Annotated in this window: 21 protein-coding genes and 1 riboswitch; of the genes, 7 read left to right on the top strand and 14 right to left on the bottom strand. The window is 59.6% G+C overall.

From position 1 onward, the window contains the following. Positions 1-48 precede the first annotated feature (48 nt). The 6 genes from ACI2JR_RS05715 to moaA form a co-directional block, all read right to left on the bottom strand. The gene (locus ACI2JR_RS05715) at positions 49-753 is read right to left on the bottom strand and encodes a Bax inhibitor-1/YccA family protein (protein WP_132727878.1); all 705 of its coding nucleotides are present in this window, start codon (positions 751-753) and stop codon (positions 49-51) included. A 45-nt stretch (positions 754-798) separates the two neighbouring features. Further along, on the bottom strand, positions 799-1,251 hold the full coding sequence (gene moaE, locus ACI2JR_RS05710) for a molybdopterin synthase catalytic subunit MoaE (protein ID WP_132727881.1): 453 nt from the start codon (positions 1,249-1,251) through the stop codon (positions 799-801). Between the two features lies 1 nt (position 1,252). Next, positions 1,253-1,501, bottom strand: coding sequence for a molybdopterin synthase sulfur carrier subunit (moaD, locus tag ACI2JR_RS05705; protein WP_132727884.1), 249 nt, complete (start codon positions 1,499-1,501; stop codon positions 1,253-1,255). Further along, complete coding sequence (moaC, locus tag ACI2JR_RS05700) at positions 1,494-1,982, bottom strand: cyclic pyranopterin monophosphate synthase MoaC (RefSeq protein ID WP_132727887.1); 489 nt, start codon at positions 1,980-1,982, stop codon at positions 1,494-1,496. The genes moaD and moaC overlap by 8 nt, the downstream gene beginning before the upstream one ends. Before the next feature lie 3 nt (positions 1,983-1,985). Then, the gene (gene moaB, locus ACI2JR_RS05695; protein ID WP_132727890.1) at positions 1,986-2,498 is read right to left on the bottom strand and encodes a molybdenum cofactor biosynthesis protein B; all 513 of its coding nucleotides are present in this window, start codon (positions 2,496-2,498) and stop codon (positions 1,986-1,988) included. A gap of 22 nt (positions 2,499-2,520) precedes the next feature. Next, positions 2,521-3,510: a GTP 3',8-cyclase MoaA gene (gene moaA, locus ACI2JR_RS05690; RefSeq protein WP_132727893.1), complete on the bottom strand. Its 990-nt coding sequence runs from the start codon at positions 3,508-3,510 to the stop codon at positions 2,521-2,523. Next, positions 3,498-3,636, bottom strand: a riboswitch (molybdenum cofactor riboswitch). It overlaps the preceding gene by 13 nt. Positions 3,637-3,845: 209 nt before the next feature. On the opposite strand from moaA, the gene yvcK reads away from it, so the two are divergent. From yvcK to pmrB, 4 genes are all read left to right on the top strand, one after another. Further along, a complete protein-coding gene (gene yvcK / locus ACI2JR_RS05685; protein ID WP_462478078.1) occupies positions 3,846-4,751 on the top strand; it encodes a uridine diphosphate-N-acetylglucosamine-binding protein YvcK in 906 nt (301 codons plus the stop codon). Positions 4,752-4,862: 111 nt separating this feature from the next. Continuing rightward, on the top strand, positions 4,863-6,509 hold the full coding sequence (gene eptA / locus ACI2JR_RS05680; protein WP_462478077.1) for a phosphoethanolamine transferase EptA: 1,647 nt from the start codon (positions 4,863-4,865) through the stop codon (positions 6,507-6,509). Next, entirely contained in the window at positions 6,506-7,201 is a 696-nt protein-coding gene (pmrA, locus tag ACI2JR_RS05675; RefSeq protein WP_132727902.1) for a two-component system response regulator PmrA, read from the top strand. The genes eptA and pmrA overlap by 4 nt, the downstream gene beginning before the upstream one ends. Next, positions 7,182-8,261 carry a two-component system sensor histidine kinase PmrB gene (gene pmrB, locus ACI2JR_RS05670; RefSeq protein ID WP_462478076.1) on the top strand — a complete coding sequence of 360 codons (1,080 nt, stop codon included), beginning with the start codon at positions 7,182-7,184 and terminating at the stop codon, positions 8,259-8,261. Before pmrA ends, pmrB begins: the two co-directional genes overlap by 20 nt. Before the next feature lie 381 nt (positions 8,262-8,642). Here pmrB and uvrB read toward each other — a convergent pair whose 3' ends face one another. Beyond that, on the bottom strand, positions 8,643-10,661 hold the full coding sequence (gene uvrB, locus ACI2JR_RS05665) for an excinuclease ABC subunit UvrB (protein WP_132727910.1): 2,019 nt from the start codon (positions 10,659-10,661) through the stop codon (positions 8,643-8,645). 737 nt (positions 10,662-11,398) lie between these two features. Between uvrB and ACI2JR_RS05660 the strand changes: the two genes are divergently transcribed. Next, positions 11,399-12,121 carry an ABC transporter ATP-binding protein gene (locus ACI2JR_RS05660; protein ID WP_132728140.1) on the top strand — a complete coding sequence of 241 codons (723 nt, stop codon included), beginning with the start codon at positions 11,399-11,401 and terminating at the stop codon, positions 12,119-12,121. On the opposite strand, the gene bioD is transcribed toward ACI2JR_RS05660, so the two are convergent. The 4 genes from bioD to bioB are packed head-to-tail and all read right to left on the bottom strand — an operon-like array spanning position 12,063 to position 15,711. Further along, a complete protein-coding gene (gene bioD / locus ACI2JR_RS05655; RefSeq protein WP_132727913.1) occupies positions 12,063-12,785 on the bottom strand; it encodes a dethiobiotin synthase in 723 nt (240 codons plus the stop codon). The genes ACI2JR_RS05660 and bioD overlap by 59 nt on opposite strands. After that, complete coding sequence (gene bioC / locus ACI2JR_RS05650) at positions 12,778-13,533, bottom strand: malonyl-ACP O-methyltransferase BioC (RefSeq protein WP_462478075.1); 756 nt, start codon at positions 13,531-13,533, stop codon at positions 12,778-12,780. Before bioC ends, bioD begins: the two co-directional genes overlap by 8 nt. After that, positions 13,517-14,674 (bottom strand): 8-amino-7-oxononanoate synthase, encoded by a 1,158-nt coding sequence (bioF, locus tag ACI2JR_RS05645; RefSeq protein WP_132727919.1) that lies wholly within the window; start codon positions 14,672-14,674, stop codon positions 13,517-13,519. Before bioF ends, bioC begins: the two co-directional genes overlap by 17 nt. Next, complete coding sequence (gene bioB / locus ACI2JR_RS05640) at positions 14,671-15,711, bottom strand: biotin synthase BioB (RefSeq protein ID WP_049267849.1); 1,041 nt, start codon at positions 15,709-15,711, stop codon at positions 14,671-14,673. Before bioB ends, bioF begins: the two co-directional genes overlap by 4 nt. A gap of 85 nt (positions 15,712-15,796) precedes the next feature. Here bioB and bioA point away from each other — a divergent pair, with 85 nt between their 5' ends. Both bioA and ACI2JR_RS05630 read left to right on the top strand, forming a co-directional pair. After that, on the top strand, positions 15,797-17,086 hold the full coding sequence (gene bioA, locus ACI2JR_RS05635; protein WP_462478074.1) for an adenosylmethionine--8-amino-7-oxononanoate transaminase: 1,290 nt from the start codon (positions 15,797-15,799) through the stop codon (positions 17,084-17,086). 70 nt (positions 17,087-17,156) lie between these two features. Beyond that, positions 17,157-17,633, top strand: coding sequence for a kinase inhibitor (locus ACI2JR_RS05630; protein WP_132727924.1), 477 nt, complete (start codon positions 17,157-17,159; stop codon positions 17,631-17,633). 103 nt (positions 17,634-17,736) lie between these two features. Here ACI2JR_RS05630 and ACI2JR_RS05625 read toward each other — a convergent pair whose 3' ends face one another. The 3 genes from ACI2JR_RS05625 to hutU form a co-directional block, all read right to left on the bottom strand. Then, entirely contained in the window at positions 17,737-19,134 is a 1,398-nt protein-coding gene (locus ACI2JR_RS05625; protein ID WP_132727927.1) for an amino acid permease, read from the bottom strand. A 99-nt stretch (positions 19,135-19,233) separates the two neighbouring features. Further along, positions 19,234-20,766: a histidine ammonia-lyase gene (gene hutH / locus ACI2JR_RS05620; protein WP_462478073.1), complete on the bottom strand. Its 1,533-nt coding sequence runs from the start codon at positions 20,764-20,766 to the stop codon at positions 19,234-19,236. A gap of 1 nt (position 20,767) precedes the next feature. Next, positions 20,768-22,453, bottom strand: a complete 1,686-nt coding sequence (gene hutU, locus ACI2JR_RS05615) for a urocanate hydratase (RefSeq protein ID WP_462478072.1) — start codon at positions 22,451-22,453, stop codon at positions 20,768-20,770. Positions 22,454-22,455: the final 2 nt, after the last annotated feature.

The following is a 22,455-nucleotide window of genomic DNA, read 5'->3' as shown; positions in this document are numbered from 1 at the left end:
GACGGTTACCCGGGCAAGGCGTTGCCGCCGCTGCCCGGGCCGGAGGTTTTAACGGCGGTTGCCGAAAATACGCAGCAGCATCAGGAACAGGTTGATAAAGTCCAGATACAGCGTCAGCGCGCCAAGAATGGCGTATTTACGCAGCGTTGAGCCGTCGCGGGTATCGATCTGCTCGCCGATGTTTTTCAGCTTCTGGGTGTCATAGGCGGTCAGGCCGACAAACACCACCACACCGATGTAGGTGACCGCCCACATCAACGCTTCGCTCTTCAGCCAGAAGTTGACCAACGAGGCCAGCACGATACCAATCAACGCCATAAACAGCATATTACCAAAGCCGCTGAGATCGCGTTTGGTGGTATAGCCATAGAGGCTCATCGCGCCAAACATCCCGCCGCTGACCACAAAGGTGCTGGCAATCGACGAATAGGTGTAGGCGATGAAGATACTGGATAGCGTCAGCCCGGTCAGCGCCGAATAGAGCATAAAGAGGGTGGTCGCCATCCCCGCGCTCAGGCGTTGTACCATCCCGGAGAGCACAAATACCAGCGCCAGTTGGGCAATAATCAAGCCGAAAAAGGTTATTTTGCTGGAAAAGACAAACATCATCACCGCCGGCGTATTGGCGGCAAACCAGGCAATAAACGCCGTCAGCAGCAGCCCGACCGTCATCCAGCCGTAGACCTGGGCCATATACGTCTGCAAACCGCCGCGGACCTGAACAATGGAATCTGAACGAGGGAATCTGTCCATGACTATCTCCTGATTAACAAGTTTTCTCTTACTAAGCGTACCACACTACCAGCGCTCTGCCGCCTGGCGATCGCTATCGCGCGCATCCACCCAGCGCTCGCCTTCCGCCGTCGCTTCGCGCTTCCAGAACGGCGCGCGGGTTTTCAGGTAATCCATAATGAATTCCCCGGCCGCAAAGGCGCTGCTGCGGTGCGCGCTGGTGACGCCAACGAAGACAATCTCTTCGCCTGGCCACATTTCGCCGATACGGTGAATCAGCGTCACCCGCCCCAATGCCCAGCGTTCGCGCGCCAGGTCGACGATTTCCGCCAGCGACTTTTCCGTCATCCCCGGATAGTGCTCCAGCGTCAGCGCCTTCACGCTATCGCCAAGATTGTGGTTACGCACTTTACCGGTAAAGGTCACCACCGCCCCGTCTTCATCACGTTCGGCCAGCCACGGATACTCGTCGCCCACGCAAAAACGCTCATGACTGACGACAATGCGAGTGTCCGTCATCTCAGCCTCCCGTAACCGGTGGAAAGAAGGCGATTTCATCACCGGCGACGACCGGATGGTCAAAGGGGGTCAGCGTCTGGTTTACCGCCGCCAGCAGTTTGCCCTCTTCCAGCGCCAGCGCCCAGCGATCGCCGCGGGTGATAAGCTGGCGACGCACGGCTTCCACCGTCGCCAGATCGCCCGCCTCAAGGGTCAGGGCGTCGGTGCCGACCAGTTCGCGCACCTGAGCAAAAAACAGAACCTTAATCATGAGTCTCATCCGCGTTGAAGTCACCGGATTTGCCGCCGCTTTTCGCCAGCAGACGCACCGGGCCAATCACCATATCTTTTTGCACCGCTTTGCACATATCGTAAATCGTTAGCGCCGCCACGGAGGCGGCGGTCAGCGCTTCCATCTCGACGCCGGTTTTCCCGGTCAGACGGCACAGCGACTCGATCCGTACCCGGTTATGTTCCGGCTGGGCCTGCAGATTGACCTCGACTTTGCTCAGCATCAGCGGATGACACAGCGGGATCAGTTCCCAGGTGCGTTTTGCCGCCTGAATGCCGGCGATACGGGCAGTGGCGAAAACATCGCCTTTGTGGTGACTGCCGTCGATAATCATCGCCAGCGTCGCCGCCTGCATCGCAACATAGGCTTCCGCGCGCGCTTCGCGCACCGTCTCCGCCTTGGCGGAGACATCCACCATGTGCGCCTCGCCGGCGGCGTTAATATGGGTCAGTTGTGACATAGCTTATTTCTTAAGATGGGGAACAAAGTTACACGGACGCGTGCGGGCATCGAGCTGCGGGGCAATGATATTCTCCCACGCGGTACGACAGGCTTTGGTCGAACCGGGCATGGCGAAAATCAGCGTGTGGTTCGCCACGCCGGCAATGGCCCGGGATTGCAGCGTCGAGGTGCCAATCTCCTCGAAGGAGAGCATGCGAAACACTTCGCCAAAGCCTTCCACTTCGCGGTCGAACAGCGGACGCAGCGCTTCCGGGGCCCGATCGCCCTCGGTAAACCCGGTACCGCCGGTAATGAGCACCACCTGTACATCGTCGCCGGCGATCCACGCCGATACCTGGGCGCGGATGGCATAACGGTTCTCTTGCACAATCGCCTTATCGACAACGCGGTGGCCCGCTTCCTGCGCCGCATCGCGCAGCCAGTGGCCGGAGGTGTCATCCTCTTCGCCACGCCGGCTGGAAACGGTAAGAATAGCTATCCGGGTCGGGATAAACTCAGCGCTAGCCTGACTCATCTGATCGCTCCTTTAGAATAAATTATCCGCCGATATACGACAGATTTTGCGTAATACCGGTGTTGCCCTGGTGCAGGAAGTGGGTTTGTTTTTTATGGGTTAACGCTTCGGAAATACGCGCCTCCAGCGCCGCCTGCTGCTGGTCTTCGACCAGCAGATCGCGCAGCGCCACGCCGCCGTCGCCAAACAGACACAGATGCAGTTTGCCGACAGACGAGACGCGAAGCCGGTTACAGGTGGCGCAGAAATCTTTCTCATACGGCATGATTAAGCCAATTTCACCGGAGTAATCCGGGTGGCAAAAGACCTGAGCCGGGCCGTCGCTGCGCTGGCGAAGCTGGTGGATCCACCCGCGGCGCAGCAGCTCATCGCGCAGCACCATGCCGGAAATGTGATGGCGGCGGAACAGCTCGCTGCCCTCGCCGGTCTCCATGAGTTCGATAAAGCGTAGTTGAATCGGGCGCGGTTTGATCCACGCGAGGAAGGTATCGAGCTGGTGATGGTTAACATCGCGCATCAGCACGGTGTTGACCTTCACCTTCGCAAAGCCCGCGGCGAAGGCGGCGTCGATGCCGTCCATCACCTGCTGAAATTTATCCTGCCCGGTGATGGCGTGAAACTGACGGGCGTCGAGACTATCCACGCTGACGTTGATCGCCGTCAGCCCGGCATCGCGCCAGAGCTTGACGTCACGCGCCAGGCGATAGCCGTTGGTGGTGACCGCAATCTGGCGGATCGCGCGGTTTTCCCTTACCGCGGCAATGATATCGGCGAAATCGCGGCGCAACGAAGGCTCGCCGCCGGTCAGGCGCACCTTTTCGGTCCCGAGGGCAGAAAACGCCCGCGTGACGCGGCGCACTTCATCAACGCTGAGAAAGCCTTTGTTCGTGACGGCGCCGGGTTTGTAACCATCCGGCAGGCAGTAGGTGCAACGAAAGTTACACACGTCGGTAATCGACAGGCGCAAGTAATAAAACTTACGCGCAAATGCATCGGTAAGCTGTGAGGCCATATACACCTTTCCAAGTACGGGAGACGCGGTCATTTCTTCCCACGCCCTGGTGACAAGCGAGGCTGTCACGGCCAAAGCACCATATCTTATGACACAGGCACAGAGGCTAGAGTGTTAACTGGTTTATGCCGATGATAGCGCGGAAATGACGGTTCCGCCATGTCCGATTTCGTTATATAATCAGGTATATATCGACACGATCGTGCATTTTCGCTACAGAATAGCTAAAAATCATCCTTTTGCATTGATATCGGTCATTTTGTCGGGATCCGGGCATCGTCTTTTAGGGGTAGATCGGTTACTGTGAGCTCGTTCACTGGAGATAAGGAATCTGTATGCGCACTCGTACGTTCGTCGACCTGGATCGCGTTGTGGCACTCGGCGGAGGCCACGGTCTGGGCCGGGTGATGTCGTCACTCTCATCGCTTGGATCGCGTCTGACCGGTATCGTCACCACCACCGACAACGGCGGTTCTACAGGGCGAATTCGTCGCTCGGAGGGCGGCATAGCCTGGGGCGATATGCGCAACTGTATTAATCAACTTATTGCCGAACCCAGCATCGCATCGGCGATGTTTGAGTACCGTTTTGCCGGTAATGGTGAACTTTCCGGCCATAACCTCGGAAATCTGATGTTAAAGGCGCTGGATCACTTAAGCATCAGGCCGTTAGAGGCGATAAATTTAATCAGAAACCTGCTGAAAGTGGACGCTTTCCTGATCCCGATGTCGGAACAGCCGGTGGATCTGATGGCACTTGACCACGAAGGCCATGAAGTTTACGGCGAAGTGAATATCGATCGGCTCCCCTGCGTACCGCGCGAGCTGATGCTCACCCCGCCGGTCCCCACCACCCGTGAAGCGGTGGAAGCGATCGCCGAAGCCGATCTCATCCTGATTGGCCCGGGCAGTTTTTACACCAGTCTGCTGCCGATACTGCTGCTTGATGAGATGGCGCAGGCCCTGCGCCGAACGCCGGCGGCCATGGTATTTATCGATAACCTCGGTAAAGAGCACAGTCCGGCGGCCAATCTGACGCTGGCGGACCGGGTCGGGATTATGGAGCAGTATATCGGCAAGCGGGTGATTGACGCCGTTGTTATCGGGCCGAAAACCGATATCACCGGTCTTGAAAACCGGGCGATCGTTCAGACGCCGTTGGATGCCAGCGATGTCCCCTATCGCCACGACCGGATGCTGTTACGCAACGCGCTGGAAAAGGCGATTCAGATCTTAGGTTAAGTCTTAATCTCTTGCCGTCGGCCGCGTATCCGGCGGGTTCCTTAAAATCTTAAGGTTGTCTTAAAATAACGGTGGCAGCATGGCAAACATCTTTTCCGCAGGATTTTTGCTATGTCGCTATTTCCCTTACGTCGGCCGGTCATGAGCCGCACGGTTTATCTGCTTCTTTTTGCGCTGTATGTCGGCCTGCTGCTGAATCTCGCCTTCTATCGCCAGGCGTTCACCCTGCTGCCGGTCAACGGCGTGCATAACTGGCTGGTGTTTCTCAGCATGCCGGTGGTGGCCTTCAGCGTGATGAACATCCTCACTACGCTGGCCTCGTTCCTCAGGCTCGACCGCATCGTCATCAGTCTGTTTATTCTGCTTAGCGCCTCAGCGCAGTACTTTATCTGGACCTTCGGGGTGATCATCGACCGCGCGATGATCACCAATATCCTCGATACCACCCCGGCGGAAAGCTTTGCCCTGATGTCCGGAAAAATGGTGCTGACGCTGGGACTTTCCGGCTTCCTGATGGTCGCCATAGCCTGGTGGATAAAAATCAGCCGACCCAGCACCCTGTGGCGCGACGTCGCCGTGCGCCTGCTGAATATCGCCGTCTCGGCTTTACTGATCGTTGTGGTCGCCGCGCTGTTTTATAAAGATTACGCTTCGGTATTTCGCAATAACAAAGAACTGGTGAAATCCCTCAGCCCGTCGAACAGCATCGTGGCGATCAACTCGTGGTACGCGCACAACAAGATGGACAACCTGCCGCTGGTGAAAATCGGCGAAGATGCCGTACAGAAGCCGGAAATGGGTAGCGGCGCGCGCAAGAATCTGACCATTCTGGTGCTGGGCGAAACGTCGCGCGCGCAGAACTTTTCCCTGGGCGGCTACGAGCGCGATACCAACCCGCGGTTGCAGCAAGATGGGGTGATTTACTTCGCCCATACCACCTCTTGCGGTACCGCGACGGCGGTATCGGTACCCTGCATGTTCTCCAACATGCCGCGCGCGCATTATGATGAAGAGCTGGCGCACCATCAGGAAGGGGTGCTGGATATTCTGCAACGGGCCGGTATTCAGGTACTGTGGAACGAAAACGACGGCGGCTGTAAGGGGGCCTGCGATCGCGTTCCGCACCAGAACGTCACCGATCTGCACCTGAGTGGACAGTGCATCGAAGGGGAATGCTACGATGAGGTCCTGTTCCATAATCTGGAACATTACATCGATAATTTGCAGCACGACGGCATTATCGTTCTGCACACTATCGGTAGCCATGGTCCGACCTACTACAACCGCTATCCGCCTGAATTCAAAAAGTTCACGCCGACCTGCGAGACCAACGAAATCCAGAGCTGTACGCAGCAACAGCTTACGAATACCTACGACAATACGCTACTGTATGTCGATTATATAGTTGATAAAGCTATAAAAATACTGCAGTCAAAGCAGGATAAATTTACCACCAGCCTGGTTTATCTCTCTGATCATGGCGAGTCGCTGGGCGAGGATGGGGTCTATTTGCACGGGCTACCGTGGTCAATCGCCCCCGTGACGCAAAAACACGTCCCGATGCTGATCTGGCTGTCGCCGGATTATCAGCAGCGCTACGGCGTTTCCAGCCGGTGCCTGCAGCAGCGTGCCAAAACGGAGCCCTATTCGCAGGATAATTTGTTCTCCACTCTGCTCGGGCTATTCGGGGTGAATACCCAGCAGTACCGGGCAACAGACGATATTTTAACGCCATGCAGAAGCGAGGCAGACAGATGAAAATCTTAGTCATTGAGGACGACGCACTCCTGTTACAAGGACTTATTCTGGCGATGCAAAGCGAAGGGTACGTCTGTGATGGCGTCGCCAGCGCGCACGAGGCCGCCCTGTCCCTCGCCGGCAATCACTACAGCCTGATTGTCTTAGATCTGGGTCTGCCGGATGAGGACGGGCTGCACTTCCTGGCGCGTATGCGCCGGGAGAAATTCAGCCAGCCGGTGCTGATCCTCACCGCCCGCGATACTCTCGAAGACCGCATCAGCGGTCTTGATACCGGCGCCGATGACTATCTGGTGAAACCTTTCGCGCTGGAAGAGCTGAATGCCCGCATCCGCGCCCTGCTGCGCCGGCATAACAATCAGGGGGATAACGAAATGGCCGTCGGCGACCTGCGCCTGAACATCAGCCGACGCCAGGTCTGGCTCGGCGAAGAGGCGCTGGATTTGACGCCAAAAGAGTACGCCCTGCTCTCTCGTCTGATGATGAAAGCGGGCAGTCCGGTGCACCGGGAAATTCTCTACAACGATATCTATAGCTGGGATAATGAACCGGCTACCAACACCCTGGAGGTGCATATCCACAACCTGCGTGAAAAAGTCGGCAAAGCCCGAATTCGTACCGTCAGGGGGTTTGGCTATATGCTGGTGAAAAACTCAGAAACGGAAGAACGCTATGGCTCTGTTCGCAAGTGAAACATGGACGATGCGTCACCGGCTGTTGTTGACCATTGGCGCCATTCTGGTGGTCTGTCAGCTGATCAGCGTCTTCTGGCTATGGCATGAAAGTAAAGAGCAGATACAGCTGCTGGTGGCGAGCGCCATAGAAGGGCATAACAATCAAAAGCACGTCGAGCACGAAGTGCGCGAGGCGGTGGCCAGCCTGCTGGTACCCAGCCTGTTAATCATCGGCCTGGCGCTGTATATCAGCCTGCTGGCGGTGAAAAAAATCACCCGCCCGCTGTCGAATCTGCAAAGCGAGCTGGAAAGCCGAACCCCGGATAACCTGCAGCCAATTACGCTGACGGACTCCGTTCCGGAGGTCACGGCGGTGACGACGGCCATTAATCAGCTGGTTTCCCGTCTGAATATGACGCTCGATCGCGAGCGTCTGTTCACCGCCGACGTCGCCCATGAGCTGCGTACGCCGTTAGCCGGGCTCCGCCTGCATCTCGAGCTGCTGGCGAAAGTGCACAGCGTCGAGGTCACGCCGCTGATCCAGCGTCTGGACCAGATGACCAACAGTATCTCTCAGCTGCTACAGCTTGCCCGCGTCGGCCAGTCATTTTCCGCCGGGAGCTATCAGCGCGTGCCCCTGCTGGAGGATGTGGTCGAGCCGCTGCAGAACGAGCTGGAAACGATGCTGGAGCAGCGCCAGCAAAAGCTGGCGCTCTCCTGTCCCGATGAAGAGGTTATCGTCTCCGGCGATGCCACGCTGCTGCGCGTGGTGCTGCGCAATCTGGTGGAGAACGCGCACCGCTATAGCCCGACGGGGTCGACGGTGAAGATCTCGATACAGGCAGGTTCGGCGCCGGTGATGGCCGTGGAAGATGAAGGGCCGGGGATTGATGAAGCGAAAAGCGGCGAATTAAGCAAAGCCTTTGTCCGCATGGACAGCCGCTATGGCGGAATTGGCCTCGGGTTAAGTATCGTCACCCGCATCGTTCAGCTACACGAGGCGCAGTTCTTTTTACATAACCGCCAGCCGGGCCCCGGAGTCCGGGGCTGGATTCTGTTTCCTAAACCTTCGCGTTAGAAAGTCAGCACCCATTGATGGAAAAAGGCGACAACCACCACAAAGGCGCAGGCAACGCCGAGATACTCACGGAAGTTTAATTTTTGCATAACACTATCCTCAGCAGAATGAGGACAGTGTCGCCTGGCAAGATTAAGCAGACATTAAGAGCCTATCAGTAGCCGTTATTGTCGCAGGCAGTTTGACCACGGACAGCGCGGAGAAACCGAAGCGTACACGTAGTACGTGAGGATTTCGAGCACTGCCCAGCGTCAAAATGGCAAGTAAAATAGCCCTAATGGGATAGGCTCTAAGCCTGCCATCAAACGCAACGATAAGGCAAAATCTTACCGCCATCACCCGGCGCTGGCCGCCCCGGAACCGCCTCTCCGCGGCCTGCCGCTACGATGCGGCGATAAACAGCTCGCGAAGCTGGTGCAGCTGGTCACGGATTTGCGCGGCCTCTTCAAACTCCAGATTCTGCGCATGCTGCATCATCTGCGCTTCCAGCTCGTGAATTCTCTGCTGCAGCGCCTTCGGCGTCAGTGCCGCCGGAGCATCCGCTTCAACCGGCGAGCGTGATTTACCGCGCCCTTTCGCTTTGGTTTTCGCCAGGTTGCTGCCCAACTGCAGAATATCGACCACTTTCTTATTCAGACCCTGCGGGGTGATACCGTGCTCTTCGTTATAACGCTGCTGTTTCTCACGACGACGCTCGGTCTCACTGATGGCTTTCGCCATCGAGGCGGTGATCTTATCGCCGTAAAGAATCGCTTTGCCGTTGATGTTACGCGCCGCACGGCCAATCGTCTGAATCAGAGAACGTTCTGAACGCAGGAAGCCTTCTTTGTCGGCGTCCAGAATCGCCACCAGCGACACCTCCGGCATATCCAGCCCTTCACGCAGCAGGTTAATCCCCACCAGCACGTCAAACTCGCCAAGGCGCAGGTCGCGGATAATCTCCATACGTTCAACGGTATCGATATCCGAGTGCAGATAGCGCACGCGCTCGCCGTGCTCTTCAAGGTACTCGGTTAAGTCCTCCGCCATCCTTTTGGTCAAGGTGGTGACCAGCACGCGCTCGTTGATCGCGACGCGGATGCGAATTTCCGAGAGCAGGTCATCGACCTGGGTCGCCACCGGGCGCACCTCGATCAGCGGGTCAAGCAGCCCGGTCGGGCGCACCACCTGGTCGACCACCTCATCGCCGGATTTATCCAGCTCATAGGGCCCGGGGGTAGCCGAGACGTAAATCGTCTGCGGCGCCAGAGCCTCAAACTCTTCAAACTTCATCGGGCGGTTATCCAGCGCCGATGGCAGACGGAAGCCGTACTCGACCAACGTCTCTTTACGCGCCCGGTCGCCGCGGTACATCCCGCCGATTTGTGGGATCGTGACGTGGGATTCGTCGATCACCAGCAGCCCATCCGCCGGCAGGTAGTCAAACAGCGTCGGCGGCGGCTCGCCCGGCCCGCGCCCGGAAAGATAGCGCGAGTAGTTTTCGATACCGGAGCAGTAGCCGAGCTCGTTCATCATTTCGAGGTCGAACTGAGTACGCTGGGTCAGACGCTGCTCTTCCAGCAGCTTGTTGTTCTCCAGCAGCACCTTCCGCCTGTCGGCGAGTTCGACTTTAATCTCTTCCATCGCCTGCACGATCCGCTCGCGCGGCGTAACGTAGTGCGTTTTCGGATAGATGGTATAGCGCGGAATGGTTGATTCCACCTGCCCGGTGAGCGGATCAAAGAGCGACAGACGCTCAACTTCTTCATCGAACAGCTCGATACGCAGCGCGATATCGTCAGACTCAGCCGGGAAGACGTCGATGACTTCCCCCCGCACGCGGAAAGTACCGCGCTGGAAGGCCTGATCGTTACGGGTGTATTGCAGCTCCGCCAGACGGCGCAAAATCGCCCGCTGGTCAATCAGCATACCGGTCGTCAGGTGCAACATCATTTTCAGATAGAGGTCGGGATCGCCGAGGCCGTAAATCGCCGACACCGAGGCCACCACCACCACATCACGCCGTTCCAGCAGCGCTTTGGTCGCCGACAAACGCATCTGCTCGATATGTTCGTTCACCGAGGCGTCTTTCTCGATGAAGGTGTCCGAGCTCGGGACATAGGCTTCAGGCTGATAGTAGTCGTAGTAGGAGACGAAATATTCCACCGCGTTGTCCGGGAAGAACTCTTTCATCTCACCGTACAGCTGGGCCGCCAGCGTTTTGTTCGGCGCCAGCACCATCGTCGGACGCTGCAGGTCGGCAATGACGTTAGCGATGGTAAAGGTTTTACCTGAACCGGTTACCCCCAGCAGCGTTTGATGCGCCAGGCCATCTTCCAGCCCCTCTTCGAGGCGGCGAATAGCTTCTGGCTGATCGCCAGAGGGACGGAATGCGGAATGCAGCGTGAACGTTTTACTCATATCTCTGGCCCTGAAGAAGGATGACGCGCCTGGCCGTATGCGGCAGGTGTTTAATTCTACCCTCCACGCCAGCTTTTGCCAATAAATAACACTGGATATAAAACCAGTATCGCATTATTGTCTATACGCCATACCGGCGAGCGACCCATCGTTTTGGGCTAAAAACAGGCCGCCTTGCGGAATAATCCGCCAGTCAGTGGGGTTATCCCCAGAAAGATTTAGGATTTAACATTTGTCAAGCAGGGTAATGAATCTTTTATGGCAGCAGGTGACACTTTCCTTACAGCCATTGCTTTTATTCAACTAATTGATATTAAATGAAATTAAACAAAAGATGGGTTTCGCGCCAATTCAGCCGCAGGCCGCGTAATCTCTAGCTTACCGCAAGTTCTCTAACTCTAATGCACAAGGTTATCCACAGGAATAGTGGATAAGTCTCTGCAGGCCATGAGGTCTGCCACCCGGCAGAAATCGCCCGCCGGCAAAAATCGGCCGGCTAAAAAAAATTATCGAATTATTTTTGATATTTATCAGCTAAGGACGGCCACCTTTTTGTTGCTTTCTGCACCAAATTTCATGCGCTTTGGCACCGGGAAAGTGCAACCGCCTCGTTAACCCGCCGCTGTGATGCCCTGCGCCCCCTGTCTTTGCGAGAAAACACCGAAACATCTTTTTCCTGGCAAGAGATTTGCAGAATCTTCATGTCGCTCGCTATCCCCAAAAAGGAGAAAACGTCTATGTTGAGTCTACACGCAGTTAATCAGTACTACGGAAGTCAGCACACGCTATGGAATGTCGACCTTGAACTCCGGCCAGGGGAGTGCACCTGCGTGATGGGGCTGCAGGGGATGGGGAAAACCACGTTGGTAAACTGCATTACCGGGCATCTCCCGGTCGCCAGCGGCACGATGACCTGGCATGACATCGGGGCCCCGCCTTGCGATCTCACGCCGCTTTCCGCCCACTCCCGCTCGATTATTGGCATCGGCTACGTCCCGCAGGACAAGCGCATCTTTTCCCAGCTGAGCGTGGAGGAGAATCTGCATATTGCGCTGGCGGCCGGGGGGAACCCCGGCGCCGCGGTGAAGGGCGAGATTTACGATTTATTTCCCGAATTGTACGCTCTGCGCCAGCACAAAGGGGCGATGCTCTCGGAAGATGACCAGTACCAGCTGGCGCTGGCCCGGGCGCTGATTGTTCAACCGCGCCTGCTGATCCTTGATGAGCCTTCGCGCGGCAGCGGGCATCACTTCATGCAAAAGCTGGGGGACCTGCTGGTGCGGCTGAATCGCGATATCGGGTTAACGGTGCTGCTTGCCGAACAGCACCTGCCGTTTATTCGCCGGGTGGCGGACCGGTTCTGCCTGCTTCATCGCGGCCGCAGCGTGGCGCAGGGCAACGTTATCCAGCTGGATGAGCCGCTGCTGGCGCAGTGGATGACGCCAGATCCAGCGCGTTAAGGTCCAGATACTGCCCGAGATCCTCGCGCTGCGGCGCGTCCGCCAGCCACGGGATCTCCCCCAGCAACGGCGCCGGGAGCAGGCGCTTAAGGGTCGCCAGGTACTCGGCATGACGCTTGCCCGGCGGCTGGACGTCGTTCGCGATCCAGCCGGCCAGCGGCAGCCCCGCCTGACGCACCGCCTGGGCCGTCAGCAGCGCATGGTTGATGCAGCCCAGTTTGATGCCCACCACCAGAATAACCGGCAGCCGTTCGTCCCGCACCCAGTCGGCAAAGGTCAGAGTATCGGAGAGCGGCGTGAACCAGCCTCCCGCCCCTTCCACCAGCACCCACCCGGCCAGCTTTTCCAGCTCGCGCAGCCCGGCGGAGAGCGCGGCCCCGCTAATCGGGCGGCCTTCATCGGCGCTCGCAATATGCGGAGAGGTCGGTTCAGCGAAGGTACAGGGGTTAACCTGGGCGTAGCTCAGCGCCACGCTGCTGTTACGTTGCAAGGCCAGCGCATCGTCGTTGCGCAGCCCCTGCGGCGTATCTTCACTTCCGGAGGCCACCGGCTTATAGCCCGCGCTCTGCAGCCCGGATAGATTAGCCGCCTGCAGTAAGGCGCAGCTGGCGACGGTTTTCCCGACTTCAGTGTCGGTTCCGGTGACGAAAAAACGTTTAGTCACGTGCAATGACTCCTGTAAAAAGATAGTACGTCAGCGGGCACAGCCCCTGCTGTTTTGGCCAGGCAAGCTGGAGCTCGCGCAGTTTGCCCCGACTTAACGGCGCGGCGCTGCGTCCCTGATGCAGATGAGTCGCGCCGATGCCTTTTAGCGAACGCATCGCGCTCAGCGCATCGGCGAACGGCAGGCTGACGGCGTGAACCTGTCCGCTAACCCGTCGTCCGGCCAGCGCCTCGCGCACCGCCTGCTCACTGAGAAAGCGGTTGGCGTGCGGGCGGGCATCAATCGCCTGCCAGGCCTGATTAAGTTCCGGCAGCGAACCGGCCAGCAGCGTGGTGAACGCCACCCTGCCGCCGGGACGCACCACCCGACAGAGTTCATCCACCGCCCGCGCCAGACTGTCACACCACTGGACCGCCAGGTTGCTCCACGCCAGATCGACACAGCCATCCGCCAGCGGGAGCGACTCAATATCGCCCGCCACGTAGCGGTGGGCGCCCCCCCCACGCTGCGCCTGCGCCAGCATCTCGACCGAGAGGTCCAGCGCCGTGACGTGGCTTCCGGCATCGCGCCAGTAGCGGCTCATACTGCCGGGGCCGCAGCCGGCATCCAGCACCTCGGCAAAGGCCCGGCTTGCCAGCCGGCGCAGCAGCAGCTCCGCGCTGTACCGCTGCAGCTCATCGTGCTGCGTATAGTGGGTGGCCGCCCGGCCAAAGGCCGCGGCCACCGCGCGTTTATTCACCGCCGCCATGCAGCACCTCCAGCAGACGGGCGATATCGGTGGACTCATGCGCCGCGGTGAGCGTCAGGCGCAGCCGCGCGCTGCCGGCCGGCACCGTCGGCGGGCGGATCGCCGTCGCCCAGCAGCCCTGCTCGCGCAGGCTTGCCGCCAGTCGCAACGCCCGCGTATTGTCGCCGACGATCAGCGGCTGAATCGCGCTGGTTGAGGCGCTGAGCTCGCCGGGGAAGCTGGCCATGCCGGCGCGAAATTGCGCCACGTGGCTGGCCAGTTTTTCCCGACGCTGCTGGCCGTCATCGCTGCGGATAACCGCCAGCGCCGCGCTCAGCGCCAGCGCCTGGGCCGGGGGCATGGCGGTGCTGTAAATCAGATGGCGGGCGAACTGCAGCAGGTAGTCCGCCAGCGCATCGTCGCAGAGTACCGCCGCCCCGCTGGCGCCAAAGGCTTTGCCAAAGGTCACCACCAGCAGTTCCGGGCGGACGTTCCGGGCATGACAGCTGCCGCGTCCCTCATCGCCCATCACCCCGATACCGTGCGCGTCATCCACCAGCAGCCAGCCGTCAGCCGCCCGGGTGGTACGGGCGATATCGCCGAGCGGCGCGCTGTCGCCATCCATGCTGAATACCCCTTCGGTTACCACCAGCTGCTGGCCGGTCAGGGGCTTTGCCAACAGATCGCCGAGTTGCTGCACGTCGTTGTGCGCAAAACGCCTGAGCTGCGCCGGGCTGAGGCTGGCCGCCTCAAGCAACGAAGCGTGGCTCAGCCGGTCCGCGACGATGCGATCGTCCTTTGCAAGCAGCGCGGCAATCAGCGCCTGATTGGCGGCAAATCCGGAAATAAACAGCAGCGCGCGCGGGTAGCCCAGCCAGTCAGCCAGCGCCTCTTCCAGCTCGCGATGCGCCTCGCTGTAGCCGCTGACGTGGCCGGAGCCGCCGCTGCCGACGCCATAACGCGCCGCCCCCTGCTGCCAGGCGGCGATAATCTTCGGATGCTGGCTCAGCCCGAGATAGTCATTGCTGGAGAAATTCAGCCAGCGCTGGCCTTCGCGGGCGAGCCACCGCCCGGCCCCCTGGGTGACCGGCTGGCGCTGGCGAAACGCGTCCGCCTCCCGCCGTTCGCCAAGCGCCCGCTCGATCCGTTGCTGCCAGCTCATAGCGCCGCCGCGTTGTAATATTCCTCGGTATCCGGGTTGAGCAGCGCCTGTTCCAGACGCTGCTGCTGTTCGTTATCCCCTTCCAGCACCGCCGTCTGCTGCGGGTTAAGGCCCAGCTTGCGGAACAGCTGCAGGTCTTTGTCCTCTTCCGGGTTCGGCGTGGTCAGCAGCTTGCAGCCGTAGAAAATCGAGTTCGCCCCGGCCATAAAGCACATCGCCTGCGTCTGTTCGTTCATCTGCTCGCGCCCGGCGGAAAGACGCACGTACGATGTCGGCATCATAATCCGCGCCACCGCGATGGTGCGGATAAAATCAAAGGCGTCGACGTCATCGTTATCGGCCAGCGGCGTGCCTTTCACTTTGACCAGCATGTTGATCGGCACGCTCTCCGGCGGCGTCGGCAGGTTAGCCAGCTGCAGCAGCAGGCCGGCGCGATCTTTCTCGGTTTCGCCTAAGCCGACGATCCCGCCCGAGCAGACCTTGATCCCGGCGTCACGCACCTTGTCGAGGGTATCCAGCCGCTCCTGGTAGGTGCGGGTGGTGATGATATTGCCGTAGAATTCCGGCGAGGTGTCCAGGTTATGGTTGTAGTAGTCCAGTCCGGCTCCCGCCAGGCGCTGCGCCTGGCTGTCGGTCAAGGTCCCGAGCGTCATACAGGACTCCAGCCCCAACGCTTTGACGCCTTTGACCATTTGTTCCAGGTACGGCATGTCGCGATCGTTGGGGTTTTTCCATGCCGCCCCCATGCAGAAGCGGGTTGAACCGGCATTTTTCGCCTGCCGCGCCGACTCCAGCACCTGTTCCACTTCCATCAGGCGCTCCGATTCCAGACCGGTTTTATAGCGCGCGCTTTGCGGGCAGTATTTGCAGTCTTCCGGGCAGGCGCCGGTTTTAATCGACAGCAGCGTGCTGACCTGGACCTGGCGCGGATCAAAGTGCTGGCGGTGCGTCTGCTGGGCTTCAAACAGCAGGTCTAACAACGGTTTATTAAACAACTCAGTAACTTGCGACATTGTCCAGCGTGCGTGGTGAGCCATTGGCCTCTCCAAAGGGTTTTGTTAATTGTCGGTTCGGTTTATACTCGTAAACCTAAAACTTTTCAAAATGGTTTACAAGTCACTTATGACAACGGACGATCTCGCCTTCGATCGGTGCCACATCTGGCACCCCTACACTTCCATGACTTCCCCGCTGCCGGTATACCCGGTGGTTGCCGCCCACGGCTGCGAGCTGTCCCTCGCCAGCGGCGAGCAGTTAATCGACGGCATGTCTTCGTGGTGGGCGGCGATTCACGGCTACAATCACCCGCGGTTAAACGCGGCGATGAAAGCGCAGATTGACCAGATGTCGCACGTGATGTTTGGCGGCATCACCCACCCTCCGGCGGTCGCGCTCTGCCGCCAGCTGGTGGCGATGACGCCGGCATCGCTGGAGTGCGTATTCCTCGCCGACTCCGGTTCGGTCGCGGTGGAAGTGGCGATGAAAATGGCTCTGCAGTACTGGCAGGCAAAAGGCGAACCGCGCCGGCGGTTTCTCACCTTCCGCAACGGCTATCATGGCGATACTTTCGGCGCGATGTCGGTTTGCGATCCGGATAACTCGATGCACAGCCTGTGGCAGGGCTATCTGCCGGATAACCTGTTCTCCCCGGCGCCGCAAAGCCGCTTTGGCGGCGAATGGGATGAGCGGGATATGGTGTCGTTTGCCCGGCTGATGGCAGCCCATCGCCAGGAGATCGCGGCGGTGATTCTCGAACCGATTGTGCAGGGGGCGGGCGGAATGCGGATGTACCACCCCGAGTGGCTGAAGCGCATTCGCAAGATGTGCGACCGGGAAGGCATCCTGCTGATTGCCGATGAGATTGCCACCGGATTTGGCCGGACCGGCAAGCTGTTTGCCTGTGAACATGCGGGGATTACGGCGGATATTCTCTGTCTCGGTAAAGCCCTGACCGGTGGGACTATGACCCTGTCGGCCACCCTCACCACCCGACGGGTCGCGGAGACCATCAGCGATGGCGCTGCGGGCTGCTTTATGCACGGCCCGACCTTTATGGGCAATCCGCTGGCCTGCGCGGTGGCGACAGAAAGCCTGCGCCTGCTGGAGAGCGGGGAATGGCAACGCCAGGTGGCGGCCATTGAAGCGCAGCTTAACGCCGAACTGGCGCCGGCGCGGGAATCTCCTCAGGTGGCCGATGTTCGCGTACTGGGCGCCATTGGCGTGGTGGAAACGCGTCGTCCGGTGAATATGGCCGCGCTGCAGCGTTTCTTCGTTGAGCAGGGAGTATGGATCCGTCCGTTCGGCCGCCTGATTTATCTGATGCCGCCCTATGTCATCACCGCGCAGCAGCTGACGCGCCTGACCCAGGCGGTCAACGCGGCGGTGCAGGAAGAAACATTTTTTAGCGAATAAGCAGCGGAAATTGGCCGTCAACCGGACTACACTTCTTTGCTAATCAGTAGATTATCCCTGAGGAGACGGTATGAAATTAATCAGTCACGACCTGCAGGATGGCGGCAAATTGCCCCATCGTCAGGTTTTTAACGGCATGGGCTACGACGGCGACAATATTTCGCCGCATCTGGCGTGGGACGAAGTTCCCGCCGGCACCAAAAGCTTTGTGGTGACCTGTTACGATCCCGACGCACCGACCGGTTCCGGCTGGTGGCACTGGGTGGTCGCCAATCTGCCGGCGGAAACGCGCGAACTGCCGCAGGGTGCCGGCTCCGGTCTGGCGCCGCTGCCAGCAACCGCCATCCAGACCCGCACCGACTTCGGCCAGGCCGGCTATGGCGGCGCAGCGCCGCCGAAGGGGGAAAGCCATCGCTATATCTTTACCGTACATGCGCTGGATGTCGACAAGATCGATGTGGATGAGGGCGCAAGCGGCGCGATGGTGGGCTTTAACGTCCATTTCCATTCCCTGGGCAGCGCATCCATCACCGCCCTGTTTATCTGACCTTTTCTCGTCAGCCCTTCCCCGGGTAGCGGCTTACGCCTTACCCGGGCGATGTGACAATACCTTTGTCGCCCCGGTAAGCGCAGCGCCACCGGGGAGTCCTTCAGCTCGAAGATGACTGCTCAGCCACCGGCAGCGCCGCGCTTTTTTTGACTTTCGCGTACCACACCACCGTCAGCAGCGCCAGCCAGACCAGTCCGGCGATCAGCGCAATGCGCGTCTCTTCGACCATCCCCAGCACCGCAATCACCAGCCCCATAAACAGCAGGGTCAGCAGCGGCGCGACCGGCCAGAACGGCACCGGGAACTCAATCTGTCGGCGCTCTTCTGCCGACAGACCGCGCCGCATGGCGAAATGGGCCAGCAGGATCATCAGCCACACCCACACCGTGGCAAACGCTGCCAGGGAGGCAATCAGCACGAAGACCTGCTCCGGCATCAGATAGTTCAGCACCACCGCCACCAGCAGCGCCACTCCCATCACCACCACCGTCATCCACGGCACGCCGTTGCTGGCAATCCGCTGGAAGCTTTTCGGCGCCATGCCCTCTTTCGCCATGCCGTACATCATGCGTCCGGCGCCAAAAATATCGCTGTTAATGGCCGAAATACTGGCGCTGATAACGATAATATTGAGGATTGTCGCCGCAGCCGGAATACCCAGACCGCTAAAAATCAGCACAAACGGGCTGCCCTGCTCGCCAAAACTGTTCCACGGGAAAATCGCCATCAGAATCGCCAGCGTGCAGACATAGAACAGCACGATGCGCAGGGGGATGGTGTTGATCGCCTGCGGGATCACTTTCCTGGGATTCTGCGCTTCAGCCGCGGTAACGCCGATAATTTCCACCCCGCCAAAGGCGAACATCACTATCCCAAGCGAAGCGATAATCCCCTGCCAGCCGTTCGGAGCAAAACCGCCGTGATGCCACAAGTTCTCCAGCCCTGTCGCCGGGAACGCATGGCCAAAGCCAAAGAAGATGATGCCGCCGCCGGCGACGATCATCGCAATAATCGCCACCACTTTAATCAGCGACAGCCAGAACTCCATCTCGCCGAAAATGCGTACGTGGCACAGATTCATCGCGCCGATGAAAAAGATGATGCTCAGCACCCAAATCCAGCGCGGGACGTCGGGGTACCACAGCCCCATATAGATGCCAAACGCGGTGACGTCGGCCAGAGCGACAATCACCATTTCAAAGGTGTAGGTCCAGCCGGTGATAAACCCGGCCAGCGGTCCGAGATACTGACGGGCATAGCTGCCGAAGGAGCCGGAAACGGGGTTGCGCACCGCCATTTCCCCCAGCGCGCGCATGACGATAAATACCGCCGCGCCGCCAATCAGGTAGGCTAACAGAACCGCCGGTCCCGCGGCCTTGATGGCGGCGGCCGACCCATAAAACAACCCGGTACCGATGGCGGAACCGAGCGCGATGAAACGAATATGGCGGGCGTTCAGCCCGCGCAGCAGGTGTGGCTTTGAGGGTTGTTGTTGCATATGCGAGTGTCCTGATAATTTTTGTATGACGACAAATATGCGCGTAGGACGGCCGGGGGGAAGATATCCCCCCGACGCAGGTACAGAAAACAGCGATGATCAGAGCTGACTGGGTAATACGGCAGGTAGCAGTCGCGTCAGGTGACGCGCCGCCAGAAGCGCAATAGCGTTATCAATATCCGGGGCGAAGAAACGATCCTGGGTGTAATGCGAGACCCGTTCGCGCAGCAGATGACGCGCCTCCTCCAGCAGCGGGCTGCTGGCCAGGCCTTCGCGCATATCCAGCCCCTGGACGGCGGCCAGCCACTCTACGGCCAGCACGCCGCGGGTGTTGTCCGCCATCGCCCACAGGCGACGACCGGCGGCTGGCGCCATCGAGACGTGATCCTCCTGGTTTGCCGAAGTCGGCAGGCTGTCAACGCTGTGCGGATGCGACAGCGCCTTATTCTCGCTGGCCAATGCCGCCGCGGTGACCTGAGCAATCATAAAACCGGAGTTAACGCCGCCGTTTTTCACGAGGAAAGGCGGCAGCTGCGACATATGGCTGTCCATCATCAGCGCAATCCGCCGCTCTGACAGCGAGCCGATTTCGGCAATCGCCAGGGCGAGATTATCCGCCGCCATCGCCACCGGCTCGGCATGGAAGTTACCGCCGGAAATCACCTCGTTCTCGCTGGCGAAGACCAGCGGATTATCCGATACCGCGTTGGCTTCAATCAGCAGCACGTCGGCCGCCTGACGAATCTGGGTCAGACAGGCCCCCATCACCTGCGGCTGACAGCGCAGAGAATACGGATCCTGCACTTTGCTACAGTTGTGATGCGATTGCGAAATCGCGCTGTCGTCGGTCAGCACATGGCGGTACAGCGCGGCGGCATCAATTTGACCACGCTGGCCGCGGGCATCATGAATACGCGGATCAAACGGCCGACGCGAGCCCAGCGCCGCTTCGGTGGTTAAGGCCCCGCACACCACCGCAGATGCAAACAGATCTTCCGCCTCAAACAGGCCGCGCAGGGCAAACGCCGTCGATGCCTGCGTGCCGTTGAGCAGCGCCAGCCCCTCTTTCGCCGCCAGCGTAATCGGCTCGAGACCGACTTTTTTCAGCGCCTGCCCCGCCGGCATCCACTCGCCGTCGACGCGCGCTTTCCCCTCGCCCAGCAGCGTCAGCGACATGTGCGCCAGCGGCGCCAGATCGCCGGACGCGCCGACCGAACCCTTGGCCGGGATCCACGGCGTCACGCCTTTGTTCACCAGCTGAATCAACGCCTGAATCACGCTCAGACGAATACCGGAGAAGCCGCGGGAGAGGCTGTTAATCTTCAGCACCATAATCAGGCGCGCCATCGCCTCGTCCAGCGGCTCGCCAATGCCTGCGGCATGGGAGAGCACCAGAGAACGCTGCAGATTTTCCAGATCGTCGGTAGAGATGCGCGTTTGCGCCAGCAGGCCAAAACCGGTGTTAATACCGTAAGCGGTACGCCCTTCCGCCAGAATCGCGTTGACGCAGGCCACGCTCTCGTCAATCGCCGGAAAAGCGCGCTCGTCGAGGGTGATGCTCAGCGGGTGATGATATACCTCGCGCAGCTGCGCCAGAGTCAGTTGACCAGGAATAAGTGTTAAGCTTTTCATTTCAGCGTTGCCCCTGCGTTGCTGCCACCATAGGAAGATTCAGTCCTTGTTCTGCCGCGCACTCGATCGCGATGTCGTAGCCGGCATCGGCGTGACGCATCACCCCGGTCGCCGGGTCGTTATGCAGGACGCGAGCGATACGCGCCGCCGCTTCGTCGGTACCGTCACAGACGATAACCATCCCGGAGTGCTGGGAGAAGCCCATACCCACGCCGCCGCCGTGATGCAGCGACACCCATGTCGCGCCGCTGGCGGTATTCAGCAAGGCGTTCAGCAACGGCCAGTCGGAAACCGCATCGGAACCGTCGCGCATCGCTTCGGTTTCACGATTCGGGCTGGCGACGGAGCCGGAATCAAGGTGGTCGCGACCGATAACGATCGGCGCGGAAACTTCGCCGCTGCGGACCATTTCGTTAAACGCCAGCCCCAGCTTCTGGCGCCACTCCAGACCCACCCAGCAAATACGCGCCGGCAGCCCCTGGAAGCTGATGCGCTCGCGCGCCATATCCAGCCAGTGGTGCAGGTGCGTATCATCTTTGATGATCTCTTTAACTTTAGCGTCGGTTTTATAGATATCCTGCGGATCGCCGGAGAGCGCCACCCAGCGGAACGGGCCGATGCCGCGGCAGAACAGCGGGCGAATATAGGCCGGGACAAAGCCCGGGAAATCGAACGCGTTGCCGACCCCCATCTCCTGCGCCATCTGGCGAATATTGTTGCCGTAGTCGAAGGTCGGGACCCCCATTTCGTGGAAGGCCAGCATCGCCTGGACGTGGTCGGCCATGGAGCGTTTGGCGGCCAGGATCGTCCCCTGCGGATCGGACTCCGCTTTGGCCTGATACTCTTCCCAGCTCCAGCCCTTCGGCAAATAGCCATGCAGCGGGTCGTGGGCGCTGGTCTGGTCGGTGACCATATCCGGGCGCACGCCGCGTTTGACCATCTCCGGCACGATATCGGCGGCGTTGCCGCACAGAGCGATAGAGATTGCCCGGCCTTCCGCAGTGTATTTCTTGATGCGGGCCAGCGCGTCGTCCAGCGAGGTGGCCTGTTCGTCAACGTAGCGGGTCCGCAGGCGGAAATCGATCCGGCTCTGCTGACATTCGATGTTCAGCGAGCAGGCTCCTGCCAGAGTAGCCGCCAGCGGCTGCGCGCCGCCCATACCGCCCAGACCGGCGGTTAATACCCAACGGCCCTTCAGGCTGCCCTGATAGTGCTGACGTCCGGCTTCGACGAAGGTTTCGTAGGTGCCCTGCACGATGCCCTGACTACCGATATAGATCCAGCTGCCGGCGGTCATCTGGCCATACATCGCCAGCCCTTTCGCGTCCAGCTCGTTGAAATGCTCCCAGGTTGCCCAGTGCGGGACCAGGTTGGAGTTAGCGATCAGCACCCGCGGTGAGTTTTCATGGGTTTTAAACACGCCCACCGGTTTACCGGACTGCACCAGCAGAGTTTCGTCGCTTTCCAGGTTTTTCAGCGCCTTCACGATAGCGTCATAGCATTCCCAGTTACGCGCCGCGCGCCCGATACCGCCATAGACCACCAACTCATGGGGGTTCTCGGCCACATCGGGATCGAGGTTATTCATTAACATACGCAGCGGGGCTTCGGTCAACCAGCTCTTCGCATTCAGCGTCGTGCCTCGCGGCGCACGTACGTCCTGCTGGCGATATTTGCTTTGCGACATCG

This window comes from Klebsiella sp. NPDC088457 (assembly GCF_044900465.1).
In the GTDB taxonomy this organism is placed as follows: Bacteria; Pseudomonadota; Gammaproteobacteria; order Enterobacterales; family Enterobacteriaceae; genus Klebsiella.
The sequence above is the reverse complement of the archived record's forward strand: the minus strand, read 5'-3'. Positions and strand labels throughout refer to the sequence as shown.

Excerpts from the sequence above, each read along its gene's own strand:
- ACI2JR_RS05715 (WP_132727878.1), bottom strand. The coding sequence starts at position 753 with ATGGACAGATTCCCTCGTTCAGATTCCATTGTTCAGGTCCGCGGCGGT.
- moaE (WP_132727881.1), bottom strand. The coding sequence starts at position 1,251 with ATGACGGACACTCGCATTGTCGTCAGTCATGAGCGTTTTTGCGTGGGC.
- moaD (WP_132727884.1), bottom strand. The coding sequence starts at position 1,501 with ATGATTAAGGTTCTGTTTTTTGCTCAGGTGCGCGAACTGGTCGGCACC.
- moaC (WP_132727887.1), bottom strand. The coding sequence starts at position 1,982 with ATGTCACAACTGACCCATATTAACGCCGCCGGCGAGGCGCACATGGTG.
- moaB (WP_132727890.1), bottom strand. The coding sequence starts at position 2,498 with ATGAGTCAGGCTAGCGCTGAGTTTATCCCGACCCGGATAGCTATTCTT.
- moaA (WP_132727893.1), bottom strand. The coding sequence starts at position 3,510 with ATGGCCTCACAGCTTACCGATGCATTTGCGCGTAAGTTTTATTACTTG.
- yvcK (WP_462478078.1), top strand. The coding sequence starts at position 3,846 with ATGCGCACTCGTACGTTCGTCGACCTGGATCGCGTTGTGGCACTCGGC.
- eptA (WP_462478077.1), top strand. The coding sequence starts at position 4,863 with ATGTCGCTATTTCCCTTACGTCGGCCGGTCATGAGCCGCACGGTTTAT.
- pmrA (WP_132727902.1), top strand. The coding sequence starts at position 6,506 with ATGAAAATCTTAGTCATTGAGGACGACGCACTCCTGTTACAAGGACTT.
- pmrB (WP_462478076.1), top strand. The coding sequence starts at position 7,182 with ATGGCTCTGTTCGCAAGTGAAACATGGACGATGCGTCACCGGCTGTTG.
- uvrB (WP_132727910.1), bottom strand. The coding sequence starts at position 10,661 with ATGAGTAAAACGTTCACGCTGCATTCCGCATTCCGTCCCTCTGGCGAT.
- ACI2JR_RS05660 (WP_132728140.1), top strand. The coding sequence starts at position 11,399 with ATGTTGAGTCTACACGCAGTTAATCAGTACTACGGAAGTCAGCACACG.
- bioC (WP_462478075.1), bottom strand. The coding sequence starts at position 13,533 with ATGGCGGCGGTGAATAAACGCGCGGTGGCCGCGGCCTTTGGCCGGGCG.
- bioF (WP_132727919.1), bottom strand. The coding sequence starts at position 14,674 with ATGAGCTGGCAGCAACGGATCGAGCGGGCGCTTGGCGAACGGCGGGAG.
- bioB (WP_049267849.1), bottom strand. The coding sequence starts at position 15,711 with ATGGCTCACCACGCACGCTGGACAATGTCGCAAGTTACTGAGTTGTTT.
- bioA (WP_462478074.1), top strand. The coding sequence starts at position 15,797 with ATGACAACGGACGATCTCGCCTTCGATCGGTGCCACATCTGGCACCCC.
- ACI2JR_RS05630 (WP_132727924.1), top strand. The coding sequence starts at position 17,157 with ATGAAATTAATCAGTCACGACCTGCAGGATGGCGGCAAATTGCCCCAT.
- ACI2JR_RS05625 (WP_132727927.1), bottom strand. The coding sequence starts at position 19,134 with ATGCAACAACAACCCTCAAAGCCACACCTGCTGCGCGGGCTGAACGCC.
- hutH (WP_462478073.1), bottom strand. The coding sequence starts at position 20,766 with ATGAAAAGCTTAACACTTATTCCTGGTCAACTGACTCTGGCGCAGCTG.
- hutU (WP_462478072.1), bottom strand. The coding sequence starts at position 22,453 with ATGTCGCAAAGCAAATATCGCCAGCAGGACGTACGTGCGCCGCGAGGC.